The organism is Alkalihalophilus lindianensis (assembly GCF_032843265.1).
GTDB lineage: Bacteria > Bacillota > Bacilli > Bacillales > Bacillaceae_D > Alkalihalophilus > Alkalihalophilus lindianensis.
Genome location: NZ_JAWJBA010000002.1, coordinates 444,513 through 468,434 on the forward strand (window position 1 = coordinate 444,513; position 23,922 = coordinate 468,434).

Annotated in this window: 22 protein-coding genes; 9 read left to right on the forward strand and 13 right to left on the reverse strand. The window is 41.7% G+C overall.

Features of this window, described 5'->3' with window-relative positions:
• Positions 1 to 12: 12 nt before the first annotated feature.
• The 6 genes from ggt to RYX56_RS08845 all read right to left on the reverse strand — a co-directional run bounded on the left by ggt (position 13) and on the right by RYX56_RS08845 (position 8,917).
• Positions 13 to 1,647, reverse strand: coding sequence for a gamma-glutamyltransferase (gene ggt / locus RYX56_RS08820; RefSeq protein ID WP_317121699.1), 1,635 nt, complete (start codon positions 1,645 to 1,647; stop codon positions 13 to 15).
• 79 nt (positions 1,648 to 1,726) lie between these two features.
• Entirely contained in the window at positions 1,727 to 2,920 is a 1,194-nt protein-coding gene (locus RYX56_RS08825; protein WP_317121700.1) for a CapA family protein, read from the reverse strand.
• Positions 2,921 to 2,935: 15 nt separating this feature from the next.
• The gene (gene pgsC, locus RYX56_RS08830; RefSeq protein WP_317121701.1) at positions 2,936 to 3,385 is read right to left on the reverse strand and encodes a poly-gamma-glutamate biosynthesis protein PgsC; all 450 of its coding nucleotides are present in this window, start codon (positions 3,383 to 3,385) and stop codon (positions 2,936 to 2,938) included.
• Between the two features lie 17 nt (positions 3,386 to 3,402).
• On the reverse strand, positions 3,403 to 4,593 hold the full coding sequence (gene pgsB, locus RYX56_RS08835; RefSeq protein WP_317121702.1) for a poly-gamma-glutamate synthase PgsB: 1,191 nt from the start codon (positions 4,591 to 4,593) through the stop codon (positions 3,403 to 3,405).
• A 742-nt stretch (positions 4,594 to 5,335) separates the two neighbouring features.
• On the reverse strand, positions 5,336 to 8,005 hold the full coding sequence (locus tag RYX56_RS08840) for an alpha-amylase family glycosyl hydrolase (RefSeq protein ID WP_317121703.1): 2,670 nt from the start codon (positions 8,003 to 8,005) through the stop codon (positions 5,336 to 5,338).
• A 213-nt stretch (positions 8,006 to 8,218) separates the two neighbouring features.
• On the reverse strand, positions 8,219 to 8,917 hold the full coding sequence (locus tag RYX56_RS08845; protein ID WP_317121939.1) for a Crp/Fnr family transcriptional regulator: 699 nt from the start codon (positions 8,915 to 8,917) through the stop codon (positions 8,219 to 8,221).
• A gap of 121 nt (positions 8,918 to 9,038) precedes the next feature.
• Between RYX56_RS08845 and hmpA the strand changes: the two genes are divergently transcribed.
• The gene (gene hmpA / locus RYX56_RS08850) at positions 9,039 to 10,283 is read left to right on the forward strand and encodes an NO-inducible flavohemoprotein (protein WP_317121704.1); all 1,245 of its coding nucleotides are present in this window, start codon (positions 9,039 to 9,041) and stop codon (positions 10,281 to 10,283) included.
• Positions 10,284 to 10,441: 158 nt separating this feature from the next.
• On the opposite strand, the gene RYX56_RS08855 is transcribed toward hmpA, so the two are convergent.
• A complete protein-coding gene (locus RYX56_RS08855) occupies positions 10,442 to 11,440 on the reverse strand; it encodes a nuclease-related domain-containing protein (protein WP_317121705.1) in 999 nt (332 codons plus the stop codon).
• A 290-nt stretch (positions 11,441 to 11,730) separates the two neighbouring features.
• Positions 11,731 to 12,132, reverse strand: coding sequence for a hypothetical protein (locus tag RYX56_RS08860; RefSeq protein WP_317121706.1), 402 nt, complete (start codon positions 12,130 to 12,132; stop codon positions 11,731 to 11,733).
• Positions 12,133 to 12,279: 147 nt separating this feature from the next.
• On the opposite strand from RYX56_RS08860, the gene RYX56_RS08865 reads away from it, so the two are divergent.
• The 8 genes from RYX56_RS08865 (at position 12,280) to RYX56_RS08895 (ending at position 19,127) form a co-directional block, all read left to right on the forward strand.
• Positions 12,280 to 12,444, forward strand: coding sequence for a SunI/YnzG family protein (locus tag RYX56_RS08865; RefSeq protein ID WP_317121707.1), 165 nt, complete (start codon positions 12,280 to 12,282; stop codon positions 12,442 to 12,444).
• 8 nt (positions 12,445 to 12,452) lie between these two features.
• On the forward strand, positions 12,453 to 12,545 hold the full coding sequence (locus RYX56_RS26230) for a hypothetical protein (protein WP_439108473.1): 93 nt from the start codon (positions 12,453 to 12,455) through the stop codon (positions 12,543 to 12,545).
• Positions 12,546 to 12,737: 192 nt separating this feature from the next.
• On the forward strand, positions 12,738 to 14,519 hold the full coding sequence (locus RYX56_RS08870; RefSeq protein ID WP_317121708.1) for a DUF6583 family protein: 1,782 nt from the start codon (positions 12,738 to 12,740) through the stop codon (positions 14,517 to 14,519).
• A gap of 9 nt (positions 14,520 to 14,528) precedes the next feature.
• Entirely contained in the window at positions 14,529 to 15,728 is a 1,200-nt protein-coding gene (locus RYX56_RS08875; protein ID WP_317121709.1) for an ABC transporter permease, read from the forward strand.
• Positions 15,729 to 15,732: 4 nt separating this feature from the next.
• Entirely contained in the window at positions 15,733 to 16,887 is a 1,155-nt protein-coding gene (locus RYX56_RS08880; RefSeq protein ID WP_317121710.1) for an ABC transporter permease, read from the forward strand.
• Positions 16,884 to 17,615 carry an ABC transporter ATP-binding protein gene (locus RYX56_RS08885; protein WP_317121711.1) on the forward strand — a complete coding sequence of 244 codons (732 nt, stop codon included), beginning with the start codon at positions 16,884 to 16,886 and terminating at the stop codon, positions 17,613 to 17,615. Before RYX56_RS08880 ends, RYX56_RS08885 begins: the two co-directional genes overlap by 4 nt.
• 251 nt (positions 17,616 to 17,866) lie before the next feature.
• Positions 17,867 to 18,802 (forward strand): LCP family glycopolymer transferase, encoded by a 936-nt coding sequence (locus tag RYX56_RS08890; RefSeq protein WP_317121712.1) that lies wholly within the window; start codon positions 17,867 to 17,869, stop codon positions 18,800 to 18,802.
• 169 nt (positions 18,803 to 18,971) lie between these two features.
• Positions 18,972 to 19,127 (forward strand): Spo0E family sporulation regulatory protein-aspartic acid phosphatase, encoded by a 156-nt coding sequence (locus RYX56_RS08895; protein ID WP_317121713.1) that lies wholly within the window; start codon positions 18,972 to 18,974, stop codon positions 19,125 to 19,127.
• Between the two features lie 42 nt (positions 19,128 to 19,169).
• On the opposite strand, the gene srtD is transcribed toward RYX56_RS08895, so the two are convergent.
• The 5 genes from srtD to RYX56_RS08920 form a co-directional block, all read right to left on the reverse strand.
• A complete protein-coding gene (gene srtD / locus RYX56_RS08900; protein ID WP_317121714.1) occupies positions 19,170 to 19,814 on the reverse strand; it encodes a class D sortase, LPxTATN-specific in 645 nt (214 codons plus the stop codon).
• Between the two features lie 28 nt (positions 19,815 to 19,842).
• Positions 19,843 to 21,045, reverse strand: coding sequence for a processed acidic surface protein (locus RYX56_RS08905; protein WP_317121715.1), 1,203 nt, complete (start codon positions 21,043 to 21,045; stop codon positions 19,843 to 19,845).
• Positions 21,046 to 21,235: 190 nt separating this feature from the next.
• The gene (locus RYX56_RS08910) at positions 21,236 to 21,487 is read right to left on the reverse strand and encodes a DNA primase (RefSeq protein WP_317121716.1); all 252 of its coding nucleotides are present in this window, start codon (positions 21,485 to 21,487) and stop codon (positions 21,236 to 21,238) included.
• A gap of 348 nt (positions 21,488 to 21,835) precedes the next feature.
• The gene (gene fabZ, locus RYX56_RS08915) at positions 21,836 to 22,270 is read right to left on the reverse strand and encodes a 3-hydroxyacyl-ACP dehydratase FabZ (protein WP_047972779.1); all 435 of its coding nucleotides are present in this window, start codon (positions 22,268 to 22,270) and stop codon (positions 21,836 to 21,838) included.
• A gap of 191 nt (positions 22,271 to 22,461) precedes the next feature.
• Positions 22,462 to 23,457, reverse strand: a complete 996-nt coding sequence (locus RYX56_RS08920) for a nuclease-related domain-containing protein (protein ID WP_317121717.1) — start codon at positions 23,455 to 23,457, stop codon at positions 22,462 to 22,464.
• Positions 23,458 to 23,922 lie beyond the last annotated feature (465 nt).

A 23,922-nucleotide genomic window follows, 5' to 3' on the forward strand; every position in this document is an offset into this window, starting at 1 on the left:
CCACCTCTTTCGTTACTCGCTGCCTCTTGCTTTCCATACTCCAGAGCGTCTTTTGTCTGCTGCACCTGCTACTTCTAGGTCGTCTCCAAATTTCGATAACATTTGGACACCACCATAGAACATATCGGAGTTATGAATTTTAACTAGGTAGCCTTTATTTCTTAAATCACTTACAAGAGCATCAGGAACATTTTCTTCGATATAAATTTCATCATCCTCTACGATAAAGCGTGGATGATCGAGTGCTTCTTGGAGCGAGATGTCATCAAACATCGCGCGAACCATCACTTGGGTCAGCACTTGCGGAATCCGTCTTCCCCCAGGTGTACCGATACCGATCACTTCATTCTCGTCCTCATTTCGAATAATGGTTGGCGTGATGAAGCTTCTCGGACTTTTATTCGGCTCATAGGAGTTCGGTGATTTTTCATTTGAACTGAAATTGGCTAGTTGATTGTTTAAAAAGAAGCCCTCAATCATATTTCCTGAACCAAAGAAATTGCTTAATGTATTTGTAGCCGAGACGACCATGCCGTCTTTATCCATGATGACAAAATGTGTTGTATTGTTATGGTTGTTTTCATCAGCTGGTGTGTCATTGATATCAAATGACGCTGATAGCTCGTTGGTTGAGATCTTTTGGGCGAGCTTTTTTGAGTAGTCTTTACTTGTTAATTTCTCTGTAGCTACTTCATTAAAAGCCGGATCACTGATGTTCGATAAGCGGTCATTATAAGCTTGTTTCGCCATTTCACCTAATAAATGAATATAGTCGGCAGAGTCCTTATCAACTTGATCGATTTTGTATTGTTCTGCCATTTGCAGCATTTGAATGAGTGTCACGCCTGCTGTTGGCGGGCCTGCTGAATAAACTTCATACCCGTAAAAGCTTCCTTTTGCAGGCGCTGATTTGACAACTTCGTATTCTTTGAGATCTTTCTTTGTTACATCCGAGTAGTTGTCTGCCACTTTCTCAGCCAACTCCCCCTCATAAAAATCATTTAATCCGTATTCCTGAAGATGTTTTAAGGTTTCGGCGAGTTCTTCTTGCTGCAAGGTTTCGCCGCCTTTAATCGCTTCTCCACCTGGGAAGAAGTGACTCGCTTTATCTTCATCAATACGATGTCTCGCTCCGTGGATCCGTTCGCTTAAATACGTATCAACAACAAAGCCATCTTCTGCAATTTCGATAGACGGTTCGAGTAAATCATACAAGCTTTTTAAGCCGTAATCATGATGAACATCGCGCATCCCTTTGACAAGTCCGGGAACTCCTGTGCTATTTTTCTTCCCATCTGCCGGGGCCGTTTCGCGGTAATCATAGACGACCGGCTCCTCCCCGCTCTCCGGTAAGACCAGCATCGTCCCCCCGCCGCCAATACCAGAACCATAAGGCTCGACAACTCCGAGAGCAAAGGAAACGGCAACAGCAGCATCAACAGCGTTTCCGCCCTGTTCGAGCACCCGCATTCCGACTTCAACTGCGACTGGATTCGAGGAACTGACACCATATCCTTCTTTATGCGTTTCTTCGTTCATGCTCATATCTACCTTCTCCGATTCTTCCAAATCTGACTTACTCCCAAAAAACATAAAGCCTACGCTTACTAGTAGGACGATCAGTAATAGAGTGGTCATTTTTTTCATAAAAATCTACCTTTCTCTAAGCAAACAGCCCAAACAAAAGAGATGGTCTCCTTTTATTTGGGCCAGGGAACCAACGATTTTATTCATTCACTGTGGTTGCCACTTGATTCGGTTCTTCTTTTGTTGCCATTCGGTCCAAGACATGACTGTGATCCACTTCAAAGATTAAGCGATCATCTTGTTGTATAATGCTCTCTTTGTTTTCAGTATCCTTTGTCAACTGTCTAAAAATTTTGCTACGGTGATAAAAGCTAAATGCACCGTCTACTGGAACCGGCTGTGCTTCATAGATACGAAACGGAACAAGCTCGACTTGGGCTTTACCATCTGGCTTCAGGTCATATTGGGCAATCGCTGTATCGCGCGTTCTTGTCCAACCTTGGTCAAAAATGAAATTCCCGATCGAATAAAGAATTAATGTGTCATTGTAGACATCTACTGATTGGAGGACATGTGGATAATGCCCTATCACGATATCTGCTCCCGCATCAGCGAAAGCTTTCATCAACATTTCCTGACGTGTTGTTGGCGAGCTATCGTACTCTTGCCCGGCATGAACATGGACGACAACGAGATCAGCTTGACTACGTGCCTCGCGAATCAATGGTAAGGCTTCATTTGGATCCGTTGTTAGCACGTTTGATGCCATGGACGGCTGAATCACATCCGTGACGCCCACTGTCGCCACGTCTAAACCGTTATGCTCGGTGTAAGAAATACTTTCGGCTGCGTCATAATCCCCAGCAACCCCAACGGCCTCAACCTCAGATTGTTCTAACGTTTCCAATGTTTCCTGTGCTTCTGGCGTGGCTTCTTCAAATGAGTGATTATTAGCTAGGTTTACGACTGAGAAATGTGCGGCTTCAAGTGTTGAGATGGCTTCTTTGTCAGCCACAAGACTCGAGAGCTCTTTTTGATCTAGCGGTTTTGTGCTTTCTTCATCTAGAACAGGACTTGTTAAATTCCCTGTGACATAATCAGCGGCTTCAAAATACGGCTTTGTGTAAGCAAACATATGATCATAACCATGACGGTCCGCTACTTTTTCCACATGACGGCCAAACATCATATCGCCAACAAGCGAAGCAGTAAAGACTGAATCGTCTTCTTTTGCCACAGTTGGTATATCTGCTTGGCGAATCAGGCTTGTACTAGCCAAAATGATAAAACATATAATAAAGGCAATAATCGAATGTTTTTTCGCATGCACTTTATGCTTTTTTGTGCTCATTAACACTTTTTCTGGGAAGGTAAATTTTCGTTTTTGACTCATATTAGCCCGCCTCCCCTACAATAAGTAAAACAGCGAAATAATCGCAAATGTGATCCCGCTAAGTGCGAGTGTACTTAAAACTGTTGGCGCCACACCTTGTTTTTGAATGGTGTTTGCAATTAATCCGGGCACGATGACGCCAAGTCCCCTAAACTCATGGATCTCAAAGGGCATGACCGGATAAAAGAAGTCGAAGACGAGTTTTAAGACAATCCCCGTCGTTAACATCGCAGCAAATTTTCTGCGACCATACAAAATCGTTATTTTAGAAATACCGTATACGACAATTAAATAAGTTAGAAAACTAATCGAAAAGATAAGTAGTAAAAACACAGGTTGGTCAAAGACTAGCGCTAAATATCCCGGCACAATTAGCCCTGCAGGCATAATCCCCGTTTTTTCAGCATAGACCAAGCTGAGTACGACACCAATTACGAGTGCCACATATAAATCTGTACCAAACACCTAAAGCTCCCCCTCGTCTAGCTTGCTATTCTCTTCACTTTGAATTGTTGTAATCTTTCAATTAATGGTTCTGCTGCACCGTGGATGTTTCCGACACCGTATATTGTCGTTGATGCCATTACATCTTGTAAGTAGTCGGCAATTTCATCCGTTGATGCTCCTTCAAAATTGACTAACTCCTTGGCCGGGATGATGCCTTCTTCATAGGCATCGATAATCGGCGAAACACTCTCCCCAATGACGACAAGCTTGTCCGTTTCGATATAAGGAAGGACATCTCTTGCAAACTGCTCAGTTCGTTCGACACGGTCCTCACGGCAATTCATAATAATAATGGGCTGTTTTGTCGGATATCCTAACATCTCAACTCGCTTCCAAATGTTCAATGTCGATGCCGCATCATTTGCTGCGAATCCATTGACAAAGAAGGATGTCTGATTCGAGTGATCATCCATGGGAATGATCCGCATCGCACCAGGGTCGGGCTGAGCATTTAACATGCCACGAAAGGCTGTTTCTTCATCAATCCCAAGCGCTTCAGCAACAGCTAGGGCCAGTGACGCATTTTCAGGGAAGACCATGTATTCAAACTGCTTCAGAAAGCTCTCTGAAATTCTCGAGTTATCTGCTACGATAACTTTCGTATTCCGTTTTGCTGCAATCTCCTTGTAGTACTCTGTGTAAGGACTCTCTGTAATAATGAGGTGCCCGTTATATGGAATCGTCGCAACAAAAGCCTGTGCAACCTCATCAAGCGTTGGTCCCATTACATCCATATGATCCTCAAGTACATTTACGATCACGCCAATGTTGGCTTGTACCATTTCCTCTTGGAAGGTGATCTGATAATCGGGATTCACAGCCATGCACTCACTGACAAGCACCTCGGCCTCCATATCTGCCGCTTCTTTCACTACAATACGTTGTTCGCGGATATTAGGACCTTCAAGACGTCGCTTGATCGGCTTTTCTTCAGGTGTATTCCAGTAAATCATGCGTGCCGATGTACCTGTTGTTTTTCCTATTGTTCTCTTGCCCGTCTCCGTAATCACCCCTGTAACAAGGCGCGTGACGGTCGACTTTCCTCTAATCCCATTAATATTGACGCGAATCGGAATCGAGTTGATGTTGCGTTTGTGGATAATTTTCTCTCTGATTCCCAGCGCTAAAATCACCAATATGAATAAGGATATCGGTATAAAAGCCATTTCATATACCTCTTTTCTGTTGTTATTTACCATCGCGAGACCCGTTTATAGCATCTGTATCGCCTCAGGTCTCCGATCGCTCACAAATTTGAAATATTCATGAACAATGGCTTGCCATAGCACATTATAATCAATAGGTGGTAGCTTTGGCTCTCCTTCAATCGAGCTGAATAAAAGTAGAACATCAGTCATAAGATTTCGGCTAACGCTTTAACGCGATAAAGGATTTAATATGAGGATGGTTGTGGTTTTCGGAGCGAATCCATAGGTCATAGCTAACCTTTCCATATTAAAGGCTTTAATGATAAGGATTCTAACGGTCACAGCAAGATTGATTCACACTTTTCCACAATTACATACTAAGAGACCAAAGCATGACATGGATTTCTCAAAATTAGCATTTTGTTACATATTGAGACGATAAGAATAAAGAATGAGTGGTTCATTACCATATTTTAACTATATTATGTGTTTTTTGCAGGATTTAAGTCGTAATAATTATGATTTGTGTCCGTGGGTATTAGGATGATTAGGTAAAGGAGAATTGTTTTAGAGGATTAATTTCCAATATTTTTCTGTATTTAACCGAATATTGTTGGATTTCGCTGAATTATGATCTAGTTTCGCTGAATTCCCTCTAGTTTGCTTGAAATAGAGATTAATTCGTCGGAATAAATAACTCAAGCGTAAACTACACCAAAAAAATCAAAAAAGAAGTGCGCATCAGCGCACTTCTCTCTACTTACTTCCCTTTTTTATCACACGGATGCAGGACAGTTACTTGTTCTGGTTGCTCTGGATCAAAGACGAATTCGAATTTCCCGCCTCGATCCGGGGTAAAGGTTAATTCATCGATTGAATGTGCACCGTTGATCACGTAGTTGAACGCAACGGATTGTTTATTCTTTAGATGAATGCCTTCTGAGCGCCACACCCCTGCTGCCTCGTCATAGGTTAACTCAATATCTTGAGCTCCAATGCCTTGCAACGTAACATGCTCCACATTTACATCATCCACTACAACATATGCTGCGAATGAATTCCCTTCAATAATGAGCTCATTTGCAGTGATCGTCTCGCCGGTGATCAAATGTTGAAGAGTGAGCTCTTCGTTTAATGGAACTGTTGCTTCTGCTCCTTTATTTACTGCAACGATCACACGCTCCTCATCATTACTGCGTTCAAACACAAGAGCATCTCTCGTTGTAGAATGAGCCTCGAAATCGCCTGTTCTTAAAGCTGAGTGGTTAGCGCGTAATTCAATAATTTTTTGATAATGCGTCAGTAAATCTTGATCTTGCTCCTCCTCATCCCAAATCATCCACTCACGATACCAACGATCTTTCCACTCTGTGTAGTCGTTATGGTTGGTACTTTGCGAAAGACCAACCTCCGTCCCGTAGTAGATAACCGGGGAGCCTGGAAGCATAAATTGCGTAAAGGATGCTAGTTTCAGCTTGTCGGTGTCATTGCCTGCTTCATATAAAAAGCGTGGCAAATCATGATTATCTAGGAAAGTTGTCATAATGTATTCTGGGTGATACGCTGCCTCGTTGTCCTTCACATATTGCACAATGGATTGCATTGAGCCATCAAAGGCAAAAGTTCCTTTAAACGTATCATGAAAGCCAAAGTCTAGGGACCCATCCAGTTTTCCAGCATAGGTTGAGATCTTCTCGCGAGAATCCCACACCTCACCAAAGACATACATATCCGGATCAATCGACTTTACTTTGTCACGGAAATCAACCCAGAAGCTGTAGCTTGGCCCTTTCGCATAATCAAGTCGTAAGCCATCAAAGTCTAATTCCTCTAACCAAAATGGAACCACTTCATTGAGCATGTAATCACGGGCTTCTTGGCTGTCATTATTAAATTGTGGTAATTCCTCAATGCCATAGAACGTTTCATATGTGCCATCTTCATAAAATGTATACCAGTCGTAATAAGGGCTATCTTCCCCATTTTCGAGCGCATCTTGGAAAAATGGGTGCTGACTCGATGTGTGGTTTGGTACAAAATCATAAATGACTTTCATATCACGATCATGAGCTTCATCAATTAATTCTTTTAAAGCTTTTACTGTCCCAAAATTTTCGTCCACCCCTGTAAAGTCCGTTGGGTGATAGCCGTGAGAATAAGGTCCTTCAAAAACGGGCGATAACCAAAGCGTATCTACACCTAGGTCTTCCATGTAATCAAGCTTTTCAAGAACGCCCTCAATGTCGCCACCCATCCAGTCTTTTAACGCCTCTTCTATCGGCAAACTAGGGTCAACGTCGAAGTTATTGTCGGGATTTCCATCAAAGAAACGATCGACAAAGATATGATAAATGACAGCATCCTTTGCCCATTCTGGTGAAGTGTAGTTTTCGACATAGTAAGCAAATTCCGTTGCTTCTTCTGCTTGCAAGCTATTAGTATCAGCAAATTGCGAGCCTTCTCCATCCGTTGCCCAGACATCAACCAGGTATTTAACAGGCGTTCCGTCGGCTTGCTGTGGAATGACACCTTGTAACGTCGTGCGATTTAAGTTGTCTTCTTTCGTTGTTTCAACAATCGATAAAGGAGCAAACTCTCCAACTTCAGTTTCTCCTCGCCCACCAATTGGCGAGGCTCCGTCTGTTGTAAAGTAGATGCCACCTTCACCAATCGGTCCATAATGCTCCACCTCAACGGTAATCGTCACCTCATCATTTGGAGAAGGGATAAATGGTTCATGCTGAAATTGATGGGAGACATTTTTGGCAACAGGTAGGCCTGTCCACTCTGCAACAGTATCCTCTCTTACCGTTCCTTCTTCTGTAAAGGTAGCGACTCGATTTGCCTCTCTCACTTCACGATACTTCTTATCACCTAAACCATAGCGGTACTCGAGCTCTTCTCCAGCGTTCCCTTGTAAAGTAACCGAATAGGTCTCACCATCTTGCTCTAGTGGCGTCACACTATAATTGAAACTATTATTACTCGTTGCAACGGTTGGTACGACCCAGTCAGGTGTATCTTCCGGAACTGTTAATTGTAGAGTAATAGACCCATCATATTCAGTCGCTGGTCTAACATCTACTTTTCTCTCATTTCGTGGATCAAAATAAAATTGATACTCCCCATTTTGCGGGACTTGGAATTGTAGGTTTTCACCCGGTAACCAGTTATTATCCATCACAAATTTATATTCAAACTGATTGCCACCTGCTAGTGACACAGGCTCACTTTTCCATAATTCTTCTGTCTCATCAAATGTAAGTGGATGATTGTCCCCATCCCACCTCAATGGTGCTTCACCGCGCAGTACGACTTTTTCGTACACTTTGTCGCCAGCAGCTTGTACCTCATTCGTTTGTGCAAACGGTTGCACAAAAAGCGATAATAAAAGGCTTAACATTACCATCCAGACTAAGCTCTTTTTCATGTTATTCTCCTCTCATTCTTTTATTTACAGCATTTTGAAAACGCTTACTAAACTCATTGTATGATGGGTGCAATTGTCAATGCAACAATTTTCTGAAAAATAGGCAATCGGTTGCACTACCGACGAGAGTAGGCCTTTATAGTGTAAGTGATTAGACTAAATCACTGGTCTTTATACATAGTTCTTTGAAACTATTAGGGAGGAGGAGTGCGTTCACTCCCCGTCTAACTTTCCTTCCATCTCTTCATATACAAAGCAAAACCTCGCCTCGCTATGATTGAGTAGTAGTCCTTCTTTTTTCAGTTTGGTTAACGTTCGGTTGACGGTTTCCCGTGTTGTGCCGATCATATTGGCTAGTTGCTGGTTTGTGTAGTCGGACTTAATCACCGTTGTACCATCATCTTGCTTACATCCATTCGTTTCGCCTAGACGAATTAAGAGTTTGATCACTTGTTCATATGTATTGTTCAAAATTTGAGCCTGGAGGCGGTCTTGTAAGTCGACGATTTTTTCCCCTAAGACGTTGAATACTTGAATGCACAGTTCTGGATTGCTTCTTAAAATGTTTTCAAAGTCACGAATCGGAATGACGACAAGCTCGGCTTGCTCAAGCACTTGCGAGAAAGCCGGGTAGCCTCCTTTACGGAAGAAACCGACATGTGGGAACATCTCCCCTTCTTTTAAGATCGCGACAATTTGTTCGCGTCCTCGACTATCGGCTTTATAAATTTTAATACGGCCGCTGTAGATAAAATAAACATTTTCGATCGGCTCGCCTTGCATAAACAGATGGCTGCCTTTTCCCCACTCACGATGGATTGAAATATCAACAATTTGATTAAGCGCTTCGTCATCAAGCCGCTTAAACAATGGAAAACGTATTAACAATTCTTTAATCGTATCAGTGTTCAACACACAGATCCTCTCCTTCACCAATTAGACACAACATATGTGATTTAAATCACACCTTAAGATGTCGCTCCCCACTATACTCATAAGTGTAAAGATCAGAAACGAAAAGGGGCGAGTGAAGATGTTATCTAAAGAAACTATCTCTATTATAAAGTCTACGGTTCCGGTATTGGAAGTCCATGGCACAAAGATTACAACTCGTTTTTATCAATTGTTATTTGAACGTCATCCTGAACTATTAAATATATTCAATCATGCCAATCAAAAACAAGGGCGTCAGCAAACGGCTCTAGCTAACTCTGTGTATGCAGCTGCTGTTCATATCGATCAACTAGAAGCGATCTTACCTGTTGTTAAGCAAATCGGGCACAAGCATAGAAGTTTAGGCGTAAAGGCTGAGCATTATCCGATTGTTGGGGAGACTCTACTGGAAGCAATGAAGGAAGTACTTGAAGATGCCGCAACCGATGAAATTCTTAACGCGTGGGGCGAAGCATATGGTGTCATAGCTGATGCCTTTATCGGGGTTGAGAAGGAAATGTATGAGGAAGCTGAATCTCAAGTGGGCGGCTGGGCTGACTTTAGAGAATTTGTGATCGCGAAAAAAGTAGTGGAAAGCGATGTGATTACATCCTTCTATTTACAACCTTTTGATGGCGGAGAGATTGCGACTTACGAAGCAGGGCAATACGTAACGGTAAGAGTGCAGCCAGAAGGCCTCGAGCATACTCACTTACGTCAATACAGTCTATCTGACGCATCAGGAAATGACTATTACCGCATTAGCGTCAAGCATGAGAATGACGGGGTTGTCTCCACGTATTTACATGAAAAAATGGAAGAAGGCGACAAGCTTGAGTTAAGTGCGCCAGCTGGAGATTTCGTATTAGATACAAGCAGCGAAAAGCCAGTGGTGCTCCTTAGTGGCGGCGTTGGCGTAACACCAATGATGAGCATGTTAAATACAATTGTATATGAGCAACCAGCCCGTAAAGTCACCTTTATCCATGCAGCGCAAAACGGTTCGGTGCAAGCATTTGGCGAACATGTCGCAGAAGTGGCTGCAACTCATAAAAATGTGAACAGTTATGTTTGTTTGGCTGAACCTACTGAGGACGATATTGCGCGTAGCAAGTATGACCTTCAAGGATTGATTGAGCTTGGCTGGCTGCGTGGTGCTTTGGCTGAAGCCGGGGACGATGCGGATTACTACTTCTGCGGACCAGTGCCGTTTATGAAAGCGATCAAACAGCATTTAGCGGAGCTTGGTGTTAGTGATGAGCGTGTCCATTATGAGTTTTTTGGACCGGCGGCGAGTTTGGAAGTAGAGAAGGAGAAGGAGAAGGAGGAGCCCATTTCCAGATAAATGGAGGCACTTGCCTGATTATGAGGTCGTTTCGTCGAATTATTAGTTGACTTCGTCGGAATTTCTAATTTTGGATGCGAATTTCGACATAATTTCGTCGAATTACTCCTCTTCCTAACTCATTTCCAATTACTAATGATAAAAAGAAGACTCCCATCTCAGTCGGAGTCTTCTTTTTGGGCTGCTTCATATAATTGATCTATGTTTATTAGATAAACTCGTGATTTGGTAGCTCCTATTTGAGGAAAATGTAATGAAGTAAGCAACCTTTTTGCAAGTGGTGGATGAACCCTTAGAAATTTGCATGCCTGTTTGTTCGTAATTGAGTTTTTAATTAAAACTTCATAGTCGATTAAGCTATGAATATGTGCCATTCCTGATTGGTGGTAGCAAAAAGTGCATAGCCACTTACCATGAAGCCTCCGCATAGGTATAGCAAAACACTTTGGACAATGAACTCCTTTTACTAAATCTTCTTCTTGAAGGTTGTAGGAAATGAGTGGATCAAATGTAGTCGGGGAATGGGATTTGTTCAGAATTCTGATGGCTTTTTTAATCAATTTTGGAGGGTAGATTAGTGTGTGATGTTGAGTGGTTAGCTTTAAGATGCGACTTACGAGTACGGTATCTCGGATGATGTATCTTCTTAGGTAGTCAGTTGTTTGTGAGGTTGTAATCCGGCTAAGCGAATTTGTGATAACAACGATGGTTTCGATTGGGATATCTGGAAACTTATGATCTTTGAGCAACTCTTTTAGTTGCGATGCTTGTCTTTTCACCTGAATGATTGGGTCAGGAAAGACGTCTTCAGCATCAGCGGTTGAACGAACTAACTGCTGAAATTCCGGCTCAAATGTTAACGTACCGAAAAGATGTTTGACCTCAATAAGGAGAATATAGTTTGGAGTGAGGATAAGGGTGTCGATTTGGAAGTAGTAATCACCACTTTGTAGTCTTAGATCGTGGAAAATGACGTATTCTTTGTGCGGTAGGAAGCTGAGGTGATAATCTAGAGCGCTCTCCCCTTTATAACCAGCTCTCCTTTTCGCTAAGTCGGCTTCGATTTGAGGTCGTTTCGGGTGGTGGGAAGGCATTCTGCGGAGAAGTGCTTCTAATTTGGCGATGTGAACAGGGATTTTGCGAGGTTTTGCGATCATTTGAGGCTCCTTTTCTTTTTAAAGTAGTATGAACTTCGACAAAATAAGCATTTTTCCTTTATTTGAAACTAAATTTAATAGTTGATGATCTTATTCCGACGAAATGATGTCGTTTTCCGACGGAATGGCTTCTGATTCCGTCAAATTAGAGCTTTATTCCGACGAAACCACATCATATTCCGACAAACGCAGCAAAAATATGGACATTCCAAACTCGCTCCTATTCCTCTCCGCAAATTCCTCTCTCACCAAAAATGCGATCAGTCTTCATGACTAATCGCATCTCTCTACTATTCAATCGTAATATCTGCTACGAGTTCACTGTTTTGTACAACTTGAACATTTGCTGCTTTATCTTCATGTGCCTCTTTAATTTCTTCGGCAAACATTTCTGCCAGCTGCTCGACTCGTTCTTCTTCCACGTTATCATCTAACATTAGAGAGCCAACTGCTGTGTCACCATCAACAAAGACTTGTGCACCAAGCACCCCTTCTTCTTGTTCGATGTTAGCTGTGAGTGGTGCACCACCTTCGACATACTCTGTGCTATCAACCGGCTCGCCTACTTCAGCTTCTGTTTCAGCCTCTTCTATGTCTTGTTCTTCGTTTACAACCTCTGTTTGTTCTTCATTATCAGAGCAAGCAACGAGTAAAAATGCTCCTACACATGTAGCAATTAAAAATTTCTTCATCTTATGTGTACCCCCTATGACAAGCTCTTTCTATTTTACTATAGAATGATGCTTTTACGTAAGAAGCCAATAGGAAGAATATGAAACCAATCTTCTTTCATCGTAACTAAGTAAACTCACAAATTGGTGAAAGTTGGTGTTTTTACGATGTTTGGAATTTCTGTAAAGAAAGTTAATGAGTCTATCGTGATCAAATGGCAGTTTACTCAAGTAGAGATTCCCGTTTCCGATATTCTAGATGTTTCGCTCGATGAGACGTATGGTGGAGTAGATGCCTCGGCGATTCGTATTGTGACTGCAAGTGGGCTCTAGATCGAATTGTGATAAAAACGAAGAAGCATAATTATATCCTCTTTCCGTCGAACGTCGAGAAGATAAGACGGAAACTTGATCAAGCCTTAAAAGATAGATAACCCGACATATATAGACAAGTCTTTAGACCTATTTCGTTGGGATATTTGTCTTTTATTGTCGAATTAATGGAATTGGAAGTAATTTCGGCTTATGATTAAGTGTGTTTGTTACCAGTTTCATGGAAAAGTAGATATTTTTGTTGAGGCTAGGTTTTCATTCTATTCATTCTATCGTTAAAGGAGAGATTGCCAGTGGTATGTAAAAATTGTGGAGCAGCCCTGAAGCAAGGTACGTCGGTATGTCCATCATGCGGTACCGAGGTCGATGAGACTGCAGCAGCTGTAGCATTAGAATATGAGGAGCCGGAACACCGCACGCCCAGTGAAACAGAGCCACCTAAGAAGTCAAAAAAGAAAATGATCATCATTGCTTCTTCTGTTGCCGTGCTATTAATTGGCTTTGTAGCGCTTGCGTTTGGAATGGGAATATTTATGAGTGATAAGCAACGTTTCTTGTATGCAGAATACAAAACGTTCGAACAGCTTTCTGATGAATTTCAAGATAAGTATGGTGAGGATTTAGCATTTAATGAGTTAACACTATCCAATCCTTCACGTTCTGAAGTAACACTTAGCGGAATGTTGAATATGGAAGCAGCTACATACGACCCCGAACTTGATATGATCCAATCAATTCTAAATTCTTCATCCATCACGATGACACAAGAGATGGACCCTACTGTAAACCAAGCTTTTTATGAACTTGGTCTAAACATTCAACAAGCAGATGCTCTTACAATGGAAATGGCCCAATCAAACGAACAAATTGGACTGAAAATTCCATTCCTTTATGATGAGTACTTCTATATTAATCTTGATCAATATGGCGAATTCATGCGAATGTTTGACCCATTTTATGATGGTCCAGAAAGCTTAGAAGCTGTGCAATACAGCTGGGAAGATCTTAAACTCTCAGAAGCAGAACAAGAGGATCTTCAATCAAGGTACTCAACCTTCTTCATGGATTCATTGAAAGATGAGTACTTTGTAGATAACGGAAAAGTTGATTATGAGTACAGCGGCACAAACTTAAGCTTACGTGAGTTGGTGTTGGAGCTCTCACCTGAAGAAGCTTCCGCGTTTACAAATGAGTTTTTCGGATTCGTAGCAGCTGATGATGAACTTCACCAATTAGTCGCAGAACGAGCTGTAATGGTTGCCGATGCACAAACACTTGAACTGGCCCTAGATGGAGAAGAATTTAATGTTCAAACCTTTCAAGCAGATATAAAAGAAGCACTTGAAGAACTGCAAGCAGAGGCAGAAAACCTTCAATACCCTAATGGATTTACATCGACGATCCTTGTCGATAACAGCAACATTATTATTAGCCGTCAAATAAATACAGCGATTTCGATGGAAAACACAAATGAAGCTGGCAACCTTTTTGTCGAAACGAGAAATGTAAAGCTTGATAACAATGAAGTCGACCGTGCAACCGTCGTTACGTTAGCACCTGAAGGTCAGCAAGATTCTGAACTGAACGTGGCTTATACGAACATAATTGGTGCAGGCGATGGTTCGAGAACAGAAGATATGAGCCTAAATGTTTCTTTAAGTGAATACGGTACAACATCAGAACCTTTCAGTCTGTCGATGCAATCTGAATTTTTCGGATTAGGTACAGGTGATCAGCAAGTTGAGCGTTCATTTGCGGTTATGTCAAACGATATCTCAAGCATGGAACCACTTTTAACAGGGACTTTGAATCAAGAAAAGGATATCAATCTAAAGGATGAAGCAGCATCTTATAAATATGATTTCACGATTGATCTAAATGAGCAATTTGAAAATGGCTCGCTTTCCTTTGTACTTGAGTCGGATTCTACGATCATTGAAAGTGTCTCGCTCCCAACACTAGATGGAGACGCAGGCATCAATGTGGTGGAATTAACTGAATTTGATATGATGCAAATTGCCGAAGATATGGAAATGCGCCTTGGTCAACTGATGTTTGAGCTTGGTTTATTCTAGGAGAGTCGGATGAAGCACATTCTCGCTTTACTCACTATTCAATTTAATATGTGGATTAAGCAGTGGAAGTTAGGAGTAACAGTTATTGTTGCTCCTCTTCTTCTATTTTCAGCGATTGGCCTTGTTGTTTCTCACCAGCTCACACCAAGTGAGGTGGTAGAGAAAATGGCTGTCGGTGTTGTTGATTTGGATCAGACATTTGAAACGAAACAGGCAATTGGTCAGATATTTGATAACGAAGAAGTAGAACAGGTGATTGAGGCAATTGAAACGACTGAAGAACAAGGTCAAGATATGCTTTCTGGAGGGACGCTTGATGCATTGGTGATTATTCCTGAGGGCTTTAGCGAGGATCTTCGCCAAGGGGTAAACTCCCCCATCACAGTCATCGGGCAAAGCAGCCAGCCTCTGCAATCCGCGCTGATCCGTCAACTTCTCACTGCTGCTACTCATTATGTCTCTGCCGCGCAAAGCGGTGTGAACGCTGTGCACTACTTTTTGGTGGAGCAAGATGTCGCAGTTGACGTACGACAGGGTGAGCTGCAACGAAATATCGTGACCTTTTCGCTCGATGCGCTGGGGAGACTTGATGTATTTGATGAGGTTCAAGTCAGCGGGTTATTTCAAGAAAACATTATGATGTATTATGTCGGGTCCTTTCTTGTTTTGGCGATGATGACGTGGAGCTTTTTTATCGTTCTTTTATTGCGCCAAGCATTTGATACGACAACCTTTGATCGTTTACGTACGCGCGGAATGGACGATTGGCATTTTGCAGGCTCAACCTTAATTGGTGCTTCGTTGATCGTTGCTGGAGTGGGCCTTGCCGTTGGCTTGCCAGCTATATTTCTAGCTGATGGTCATGCCTCTTTGTTCTTATTGGCGGGTGGGATTGTTCTTCTCGCTCTTTTATTTAGCAGCTTCTTTTACGGAATTTCTTTGTGGATTCGATCAGAGCAAGGTGCGCAGATCATTAGTTGGTTGTTCATTTTGATTGGAGCGATACTAGGTGGACATTTTGTTCCTACCCTTTATTTCCCTGATTGGTTACGAAGCTTAAGTGAATGGACAATTAACCTTTGGGCACTTGGAGCAACCATTGATCTTCTTCAAGGGGCTACAAATGGTTTATCGACATTAGGTATCTTCGTTATGGCATCCTTGATTTTTGTTGCATTCTGTATTTTGGTTCAAAAAGGAGCGAGATAGTCTGATGAAGCTTTTACATATGGTTCTGTATAAACTTTTTTTCAAGCCGACTACCTTGCTATTACTCTTTTTAGTACCTATTTGCGGGGTGTTATTATTTGGGACATTAGTTGAAAAAGGCCAACAAGAGATCGCGATTCCGATTGCTGTAGTAGATGAAGACGACCAAGTATTTTCACGGGCTGTTGTCGATCATATTTCTAATCAAGAGCGGATCTCTGCTGTCACGACCAATCGCGATGAAGCTCGGGATATGCTTTTGCGACATGAAGTCGATACTGTTTATGTGATTAAGAAGGACTTTGAAGCGGCGTTAAAACGTGAGGACCGGCGAGAGACGATTGAGGTGTGGACCTCCCCTCACTCTTTGACGACTGGGATAGTCAATGAGGTCATCGCCAGCATGGTAGTGCGATTGACTAGTAGCGTGAATGCTGCTGATCGCGTCCTTGTTTTATCGAGTTTATTAGAGCTGCCTTTGGAAGCCGGAGAAGATGTTGTTTGGCAGGAAATCTTTGATTTCAGTGAAAGCCAGTGGGAACCTGAACCGTTGCTTACCATTAATTATAGAGACGGTTCAAGTGATGGAGCGACGAGTAATACGACGGGACAATGGTTGAACCCGTATCTAGGGATGTGGACCTTTTTTACACTATTAATCAGTATACTCGTGACAGATTGGGTGATCCGTGAAAAAGGGTTGATCCTCCCTCGCGTTCGGTCAACTTTTGCAGGAATTAGAAAATATTTAGTTGTACATCTCATGGTGTATGTTAGCTTTTTTATGTTGCAGACTTTGGCTACTTATTTTATTTTACTCTACTTAAATAAAGTCGAGCCTAGTGTGAGTTTATTCGTTAGTATGATCCTATTTGGATGCGTGAGTATGACGATCTCCTTTTTGCTCGCTGCTTGGAGTAGTAACCTTGTTCGTTATTATATTATCGGCATGATGATGGTCGTTGGCCTAAGCCTTTTAGGAGGAAGTTTCATACCCGTTCATGAACTAGCTGAAGGTTTACGCATAACTTCAACATTTCTTCCTCATCACGTGGTGATTTATTATGATTCAGCTTCACTCTTTAACCTTCTTGTGACTGGAGTTGTCGCTTGCGGAATGCTTATTTTAGCTATTAAACGATTGGAGGGCTTGAAATGATTGAGGTGCATGAAGTATCTAAAATGTATGGCAAAAAGAAATCTCTTGATCGCCTTTCTTTATCCGTCAAAAAAGGCCAAGTATATGGTCTCCTTGGCGCAAATGGTTCTGGAAAATCAACCCTCCTTAAAGTATTAGCGACGGTAACTGACGCCTCGGGTGGCAACGTGACAATCGCTGGTTATGACATCAAAAAGCAAGCAAAACCCATCCGTGAACTCATCGGCTTTGTGCCTCAAGAGTTATCGATTTGGGAGGAGGTAACGGTATTTGAAAATGTTCGTTATTGGAGTGCTTTTTCCAGTAAAAAGCTCACGAAATCAGCTCTAATTACTCATTTAGAAAAGATCGGACTTGGTGATCGAGCAAATGACAAAGTAAAGACGTTATCTGGCGGAATGAAGCGAAAGTTGAACATCGTTATCGCCCTCCTTCATGACCCAGACATCCTTCTAATGGACGAACCGACTGTTGGCATTGACTTTCAATCGAAATTTGAGATCAATCAATTGATTAAACAGTTAGCGAACGAAGGAAAAACCATTATGTATACAACGCATGATGTCGTCGAGGTCCTTTTTTTATGTGATGAAATCGGTGTATTAAAAGATGGTCAGCTGTATTACTCTGGCACACTCGGGGAGGCACGAGGGAAGGCCGGTGCTGTAGCTAGTGATTGGTCGGATGAAGAAGTGTTGTATCGTTTAGTGAATGGTCAGTTATTTTAGACCGTTGAGGCTGCTGTCCAACGGTCTTTTTGGGATGGATTTAAGCACCTTCTATGTCTTTTTGTGATTTCCTTCTTTTATTCTTGCAAACCTAGAAATCATTCTAGCAACTCCCCAATTTATTTAAGCAAATGCAGCAAAATACTGGAAATCACCTCCGTCGTCTCTACATGCCGTCCATTTCCCGTTTCCATCTCATTCTTTTTTCCTATATAATGAGTGGCAACAACTTATAGAAAGCAGGATGCGTGATGAAACGAGTATTCATAGCGATTGCAGTGGTCGTTCTTCTCTCGATTACGGGATTTGGAATTTATTTGTGGGCCTCTGTTAATGAAACAGCTCAAAATATTTATGAGCCTATTGAGCGCGAGGAAGAGAAGTCGGAAAAACGTGAAGAAAAAGTCGATGTCGAGCAAAGTGAGCCAATGTCCTTTTTACTCGCGGGAGTCGACTCGACTGGAGATGAAATCGAAGGACGCTCGGATACGATGATCGTCCTAACCGTGAATCCTGAGAAAGAATCAATCAAAATGCTGAGCATTCCTCGTGATACCCGTACAGAAATAATCGGACGTGGGACAACGGAGAAGATCAATCATGCCTACGCGTGGGGCGGGGTAAAAATGGCGATTGATACAGTGGAACATTTTCTTGATATTCCAATCGACCATTATGTTAGCATTAATATGGAGGGCTTTATTGGAATTGTTGATGCGATTGGTGGTGTCACAGTCGATAATGACTTTGCTTTTAGCCAGAGTGGATACACCTTTCCTGAAGGAGAGCAGGTTCTAAGCGGAGAAGAAGCATTAGCTTACTCTCGTATGAGAAAGGAAGATTCCAGAGGAGACTTTGGGCGAAATGATCGTCAGCGTGAGGTGGTCGAAGCGGTTATTTTAGAGGCAGCTGACATTTCCTCTATCTCAAGAGCTGGTGAGATTCTTGATACAGTTGGAAGTTCTGTGCGCACGGACTTGACACTAACAGAGATGTGGAAAATCCAATCGAACTACCGAAGTGCACGACATAATGTCGAGCAAATGGCTGTGACAGGTGAAAACGAACGAATTGACGGGATTTATTACGTCATTGTTTCTGAGGAAGATCGCCAACAAGTCACGAACAAATTGAGAGAACATCTCGAATTACCTCTCACATCAGAAGCTCAACAAGGTGATGACTAAACAGTCATCACCTTTTGTCTTGTCTAAAAAAACAAAACAAATTTAAAATATGAAGTAAAAACAGTGGTAACCGTTTGGAAAATCCAGTAGAATAGGAAATAACTACTAATAAGTACACTTATATTCTTTTAGAAAACAGCCAAAAAATCAACCATAACGGGTGAAAACTATGAATAAAGAGAACTTGCTTTTAGTGATCGAGTCTAAGCGTGAAGAACTACATCACTCAGCCCTTCGATTCGGGATGAACTCAAAAGAAGTTTTAAAGTGCAGCGAGGAGTTAGATAAGCTTATCATTACGTATCAGACCTTAAAAACGAGCTAAAAAAGACCCTATTTCCACCTGGAAGATAGGGTCTTTTACATATTAGTTTGCATATTCAGCAGAGACAAGGTCTGCCATAATAATGTAGCGATCTGGCGCTGCTCCGATAAAGTCAAATGGATAGCACGTAGAAATCGTTAAGGTTGCTTTTGGCTTTGGCACGATCACTGTGCGGTCTTCTTTATCAACGATGCGCATTCTTCTTACTTTATAAGTGAATTCTCCCGCACTCGTGCGAACGACAAGAAGTTCACCTTTTTCTACCTCACCCAATTTTCGAAATACCGTATCGCGGTGCCCAGAGAGAACTGAATTATCGTTTTCACCGGGTAGAACACTTCCTTCAAAGTGCCCCACTCCTTTTTCTAATTCATCCTCATGAGTCCCGTGATAGATTGGCAACTCTGCCTCTAAACTCGGAATCAAAAGCTCACCAATATGTTCACCTTTTGTCGGTCTTATCGGATAGAGATCATCAGGAGCAACAGATTCTTTTGTTTCGACCTCTGGTGTCTCAGCTTCTGGCTCCTCGTCTCGCTCAATAGGCTCGGCCAATACGGTTTGCTGGGTTTCCGAGGTCTTAAAGAGTAGGTAACCCTTTATAAACTTGTACCCATTTGTGGTTGTAAACCATAGCCCGGAGACAATTAAAACCACAGAAAGCATTAAAATAATTAAACGTTTCATTAGAACTTGCCTCCAGTGCATGGTTTCTTTATTTCATAACAGCTTTTCTTCTACGGAACAAAATGACACCTGCAAGTAATGCACCTAAGCCAAATAACATATTGTTCGCGTAATCAGTTGCTGTATCTGGAAGTCTGCCACCTTTAACCGTTTTAACTGGAGCAGTAGCTACTTTCTCCACTTCTTTTTTTGGTTGAGCTTGAGGCTTCGCGATTGCCTTCTCAACTTCCTTCAGGTCTCCACCTGTGTTCTTAATAAGATCTGATCCAAACATGTCTGCCGTCAACAAAATATCAGCTAAAAATTCCCCTTGTTTATTATAAAGTTCAATAAGAAGGTCGTATCCATTTGTTGAGTCCATTGTCATTAATGTCCCAAACGAAATCGATTTCTTTTCATCACCCTTCACAAGATAATACTTCACATCTAGTTGGAAAAGATCTAACATTTCATCAAAGATTGATAGAAGCTCAGCAATCTCCTCAGCAGATAATTCTGATGCCGATTCAAAATCAGGAATGGCCATTAAACGGTCATTAAGAGCTTCTAGACGATCAAGAAAATTAGGATTTTCAAGGTCTAGAGACATAAAGTGATCAATCAATCTCTTTAGCTCGTCACTCGTTAGACCAATCTCCGAGAAAAGACCTTCTAGATCATCGTACAAATCAAAATCATCATATTCGTATAGATACCAATAAATAGTCCAGTCTAGATCTTCAATGTATTCAAAATCCTCGATTGACTCCCCGTATTCATTAAGGAAGCTCTCTAGTTCTTCTTTATTAGCAAATCCGTATTCGTTTAATAACTCTTGAAGATTTTCCTCTGTGATAGGAGTACCCCAGTCGTCATTTAAGTAAAAATCTACGTAGGACTCTAATTCTTCTTCAAAGATAATCCATTCACTAGCTAGAATATCTTCTCCTTCTTCTATATCACCATGATCTATAAATAATTGGTTCAATTCATCGCGTGTTAAATCATATTGCTGTAACACCTTCGTGACTGAATTTTCAGATAGTGGCGTACCTAACCATTCAACATCATCAAAATCTTCTAGGGACCAATCTTTACTCTCTAAGTAGTCGATATAGTCTTGCTTGTCCCATCCAATTCCTCGTAAAAACTTGTTAAAGCTAGCGTCATTTGCATCTAGTGCAAAAGTTGAAACAGGTAAAACCGTTAATAATAGTGCAACAGCCACCAACATTGATAATAGACGCTTCATTCTTTCATCCTCCACTAATTCCATATTTAATTTTCTAGATTAGTATACTCCTAGATTTTGTATTTGCCTATTAAATTTTTTCGTCAAAACGCAATTATTTTTCGACAAAATCATTTCTGGAGGGAGAGAAAAAATTGCACAGAAAAAAACCCCGCCTAAGCGAGGTTTCTGCATAGAATCAGACTAGAAATTAGTTAGTAGCTTCTTCGTCTTCTTCTTCAAGATCCAATTCTTCATCAGCTGGCTCTTCGTCTAGAGCTGGCTCTTCATCCATATCATCTTCCATAGCAGGATCTTCTGCTGGCTCATCCATTGCAGGCTCTTCAGTTGCTGGATCTTCTACTGCTGGATCCTCTTGTTGCTCATCTGCTGGCTCGCCACATGCTGCTAATACACTTAAAGATAATACAGCTGCTGCTGTTGTCATCATAAATTTTTTCATTGATAATACCCCCTGATTATTTATATGACTAACTTATTGGTTTTTGAGTGCGTGACTCACAATGCCCTGCTGTTAGTCTGTGTGTATCTTACCAAGCTTATGCACCACCGTCTATAGATTGCAGGTTTTTTTGGTAAGATCTAGGCATCTTCACAAGGTGTCACACAGTTTATCATAAACGAGGATTATGTCGAATCAACGTTAAACACTTATGCATCAGTGGTTTGAGGCTTTATTTTTATTTTTGCCGGCTTGCAGTGGATGTGAATCGTTGCAAGCCGACTTGAGGCCGAATGAAGATTGTGTAGCGCGTTATGTAAGTGGACGGACGGCCTTTACCAAAATGGGTTATGAATTCTTGATGGCAAACATAATGTCAGTTTCGACTGCAACTTCGCCGTCTACTGTTGCAATAGCATGCCCTTTGCCGATCGGTCCTTTAAGGCGAGTTATTTCAACTTCGAGCTTAAGCTGGTCACCTGGTACGACTTGACGTTTGAAACGACAGTTATCAATTCCAGCGAAGAAGGCAAGCTTGCCACGGTTTTCTTCTTTTTTAAGCATTGCAACGGCTCCAACTTGAGCGAGGGCTTCAATAATTAGTACGCCTGGCATAACAGGATAGTCAGGGAAGTGTCCGTTAAAGTACTCTTCGTTGGCCGTGACATTTTTAATTCCGACTGCGCGCTCTCCTTCTGTGATCTCCTCAATACGGTCAATTAGTAGAAACGGGTAGCGGTGCGGGATGATTTCTTTAATTTGTTCAATCGTTAGTTTGCTCATGGTTAATCTTCCTTTCTGTGGTGCGATTTGGTTGTGTTTATTATAGCATATGGGCGGTGGTGAGATTAAATATGAGCGTTTTTTTGATGTTATGAGCGTGTATGAGGTGTTTAGGTGCGAGTTATTTTATTTATGTGCGATGTCGGCGTATTTATGTGCGGGATTTCATTTTTAGGTGCGAATCTGAATATTTATGAGCGTACGGAGGTTTTATGAGCGATTATAAGGTTGCTCAAATCATAAGTGGACCCTTTATTAGTGCCGGTTTGTGTAGCACGAACACTTTGAAGGAGTCTTTTCGTCGTAAATCGTGAGGTGAGATGGAGGAAGGTTCTAAGCTTACAGTTAGATGTGGTTGGATCAATGAGTAAAGCATAGTCACGGATGGCGCTTTTATGAGCATTATGGGAAATGGCATTGCAGACTGGGCATTCCCAGCGACCATGGAGACGGTTCATAGGATGAGCTTGACAATAAGGGCAATAGACACCTGTAATAAGATCTTCTTTCTTCAAATGATACAAAGGGAGAATCGGTTGATCATAAGGTTGATTGTTCTTGAGGAGTAAACCAGCTAATTGTTCGCATAACTGATTTGATAAAGCAAGTTGAGAATAGTGCTGTTGTAAATGAAGAAGTTTATTAGGGACATTGGCAGCGTGGGTGATTTTTTTAATCGCTTCTTGATGCTGTTCATTTGCTTGGATTTTCGTTTTAGGATTGGCGATCACAATAAGAGTTGTAATGGGGATGGAAGGGAAATTTTGACGAGTGAGCCATTCACTCAGAAAACTTTCTTGGCGTTTTACCTGTATGAGCGGATCTGGAAATACGTCCTCTTTCTCATCAACTTTTCTCAGAAGTTGTTGAAATTGATGATCAAACGTAAGCGACCCAACTAAATTTTTCACTTCGAGGATGAGAAGGAACTGCGGAGTGAGGATGAGGGTGTCCATTTGAAAGTAACGATTATCGAGTTCAAGGCGGATATCATGCAAAATGTGGAGATTTTTTCGAGTAAATGGAGCAAGGAAATAATCAAGCTGTTGCTCTCCTCGATAACCTGCTGCATGTTTTGCATATTCATCTTCAATAAGGGCGTGTTTAGGATGATGTGGGGACAAGCGTTTCATTAACGCTTCAAGCCTGTGCAGAGTGAGGGGGGTGTTGCGGGGCTTTAAAACCATAATAAGACCTCCTAATATTGTTTAATACTTGCGGGGGTGTTGCGAGAAAACACTCGATTGCCTTTCAATATTCTTATTATTCGATCTGATTCGGATGAATCCTTCTTTTTCAGATAAAATAATTACAAATTTTGTTGAGATGGAAGAGAGGTTTTATTTATGTGCGGAATAATGAGTTTATGTGCTATACGCACTCTGATATGTGCGCGATTTCTCGTTTAAGAGCGACTCTTCCGCTCTTATGTGCGCAATACTCTTTTTATGAGCGAGCGGGCTTTTATATGTGCGGAACACTCTTTTATGTGCGAAACTCAAGTCTCACAACCCGTGCACCGGCTTATGTGCGGAATGATGAGTTTATGTGCTATACGCACTCTGATATGTACGCGATTTCTCGTTTATGTGCGACTCTCCCACTCTTATGAGCGCAATACTCTTTATATGAGCAAGCGGGCTTTTATATGT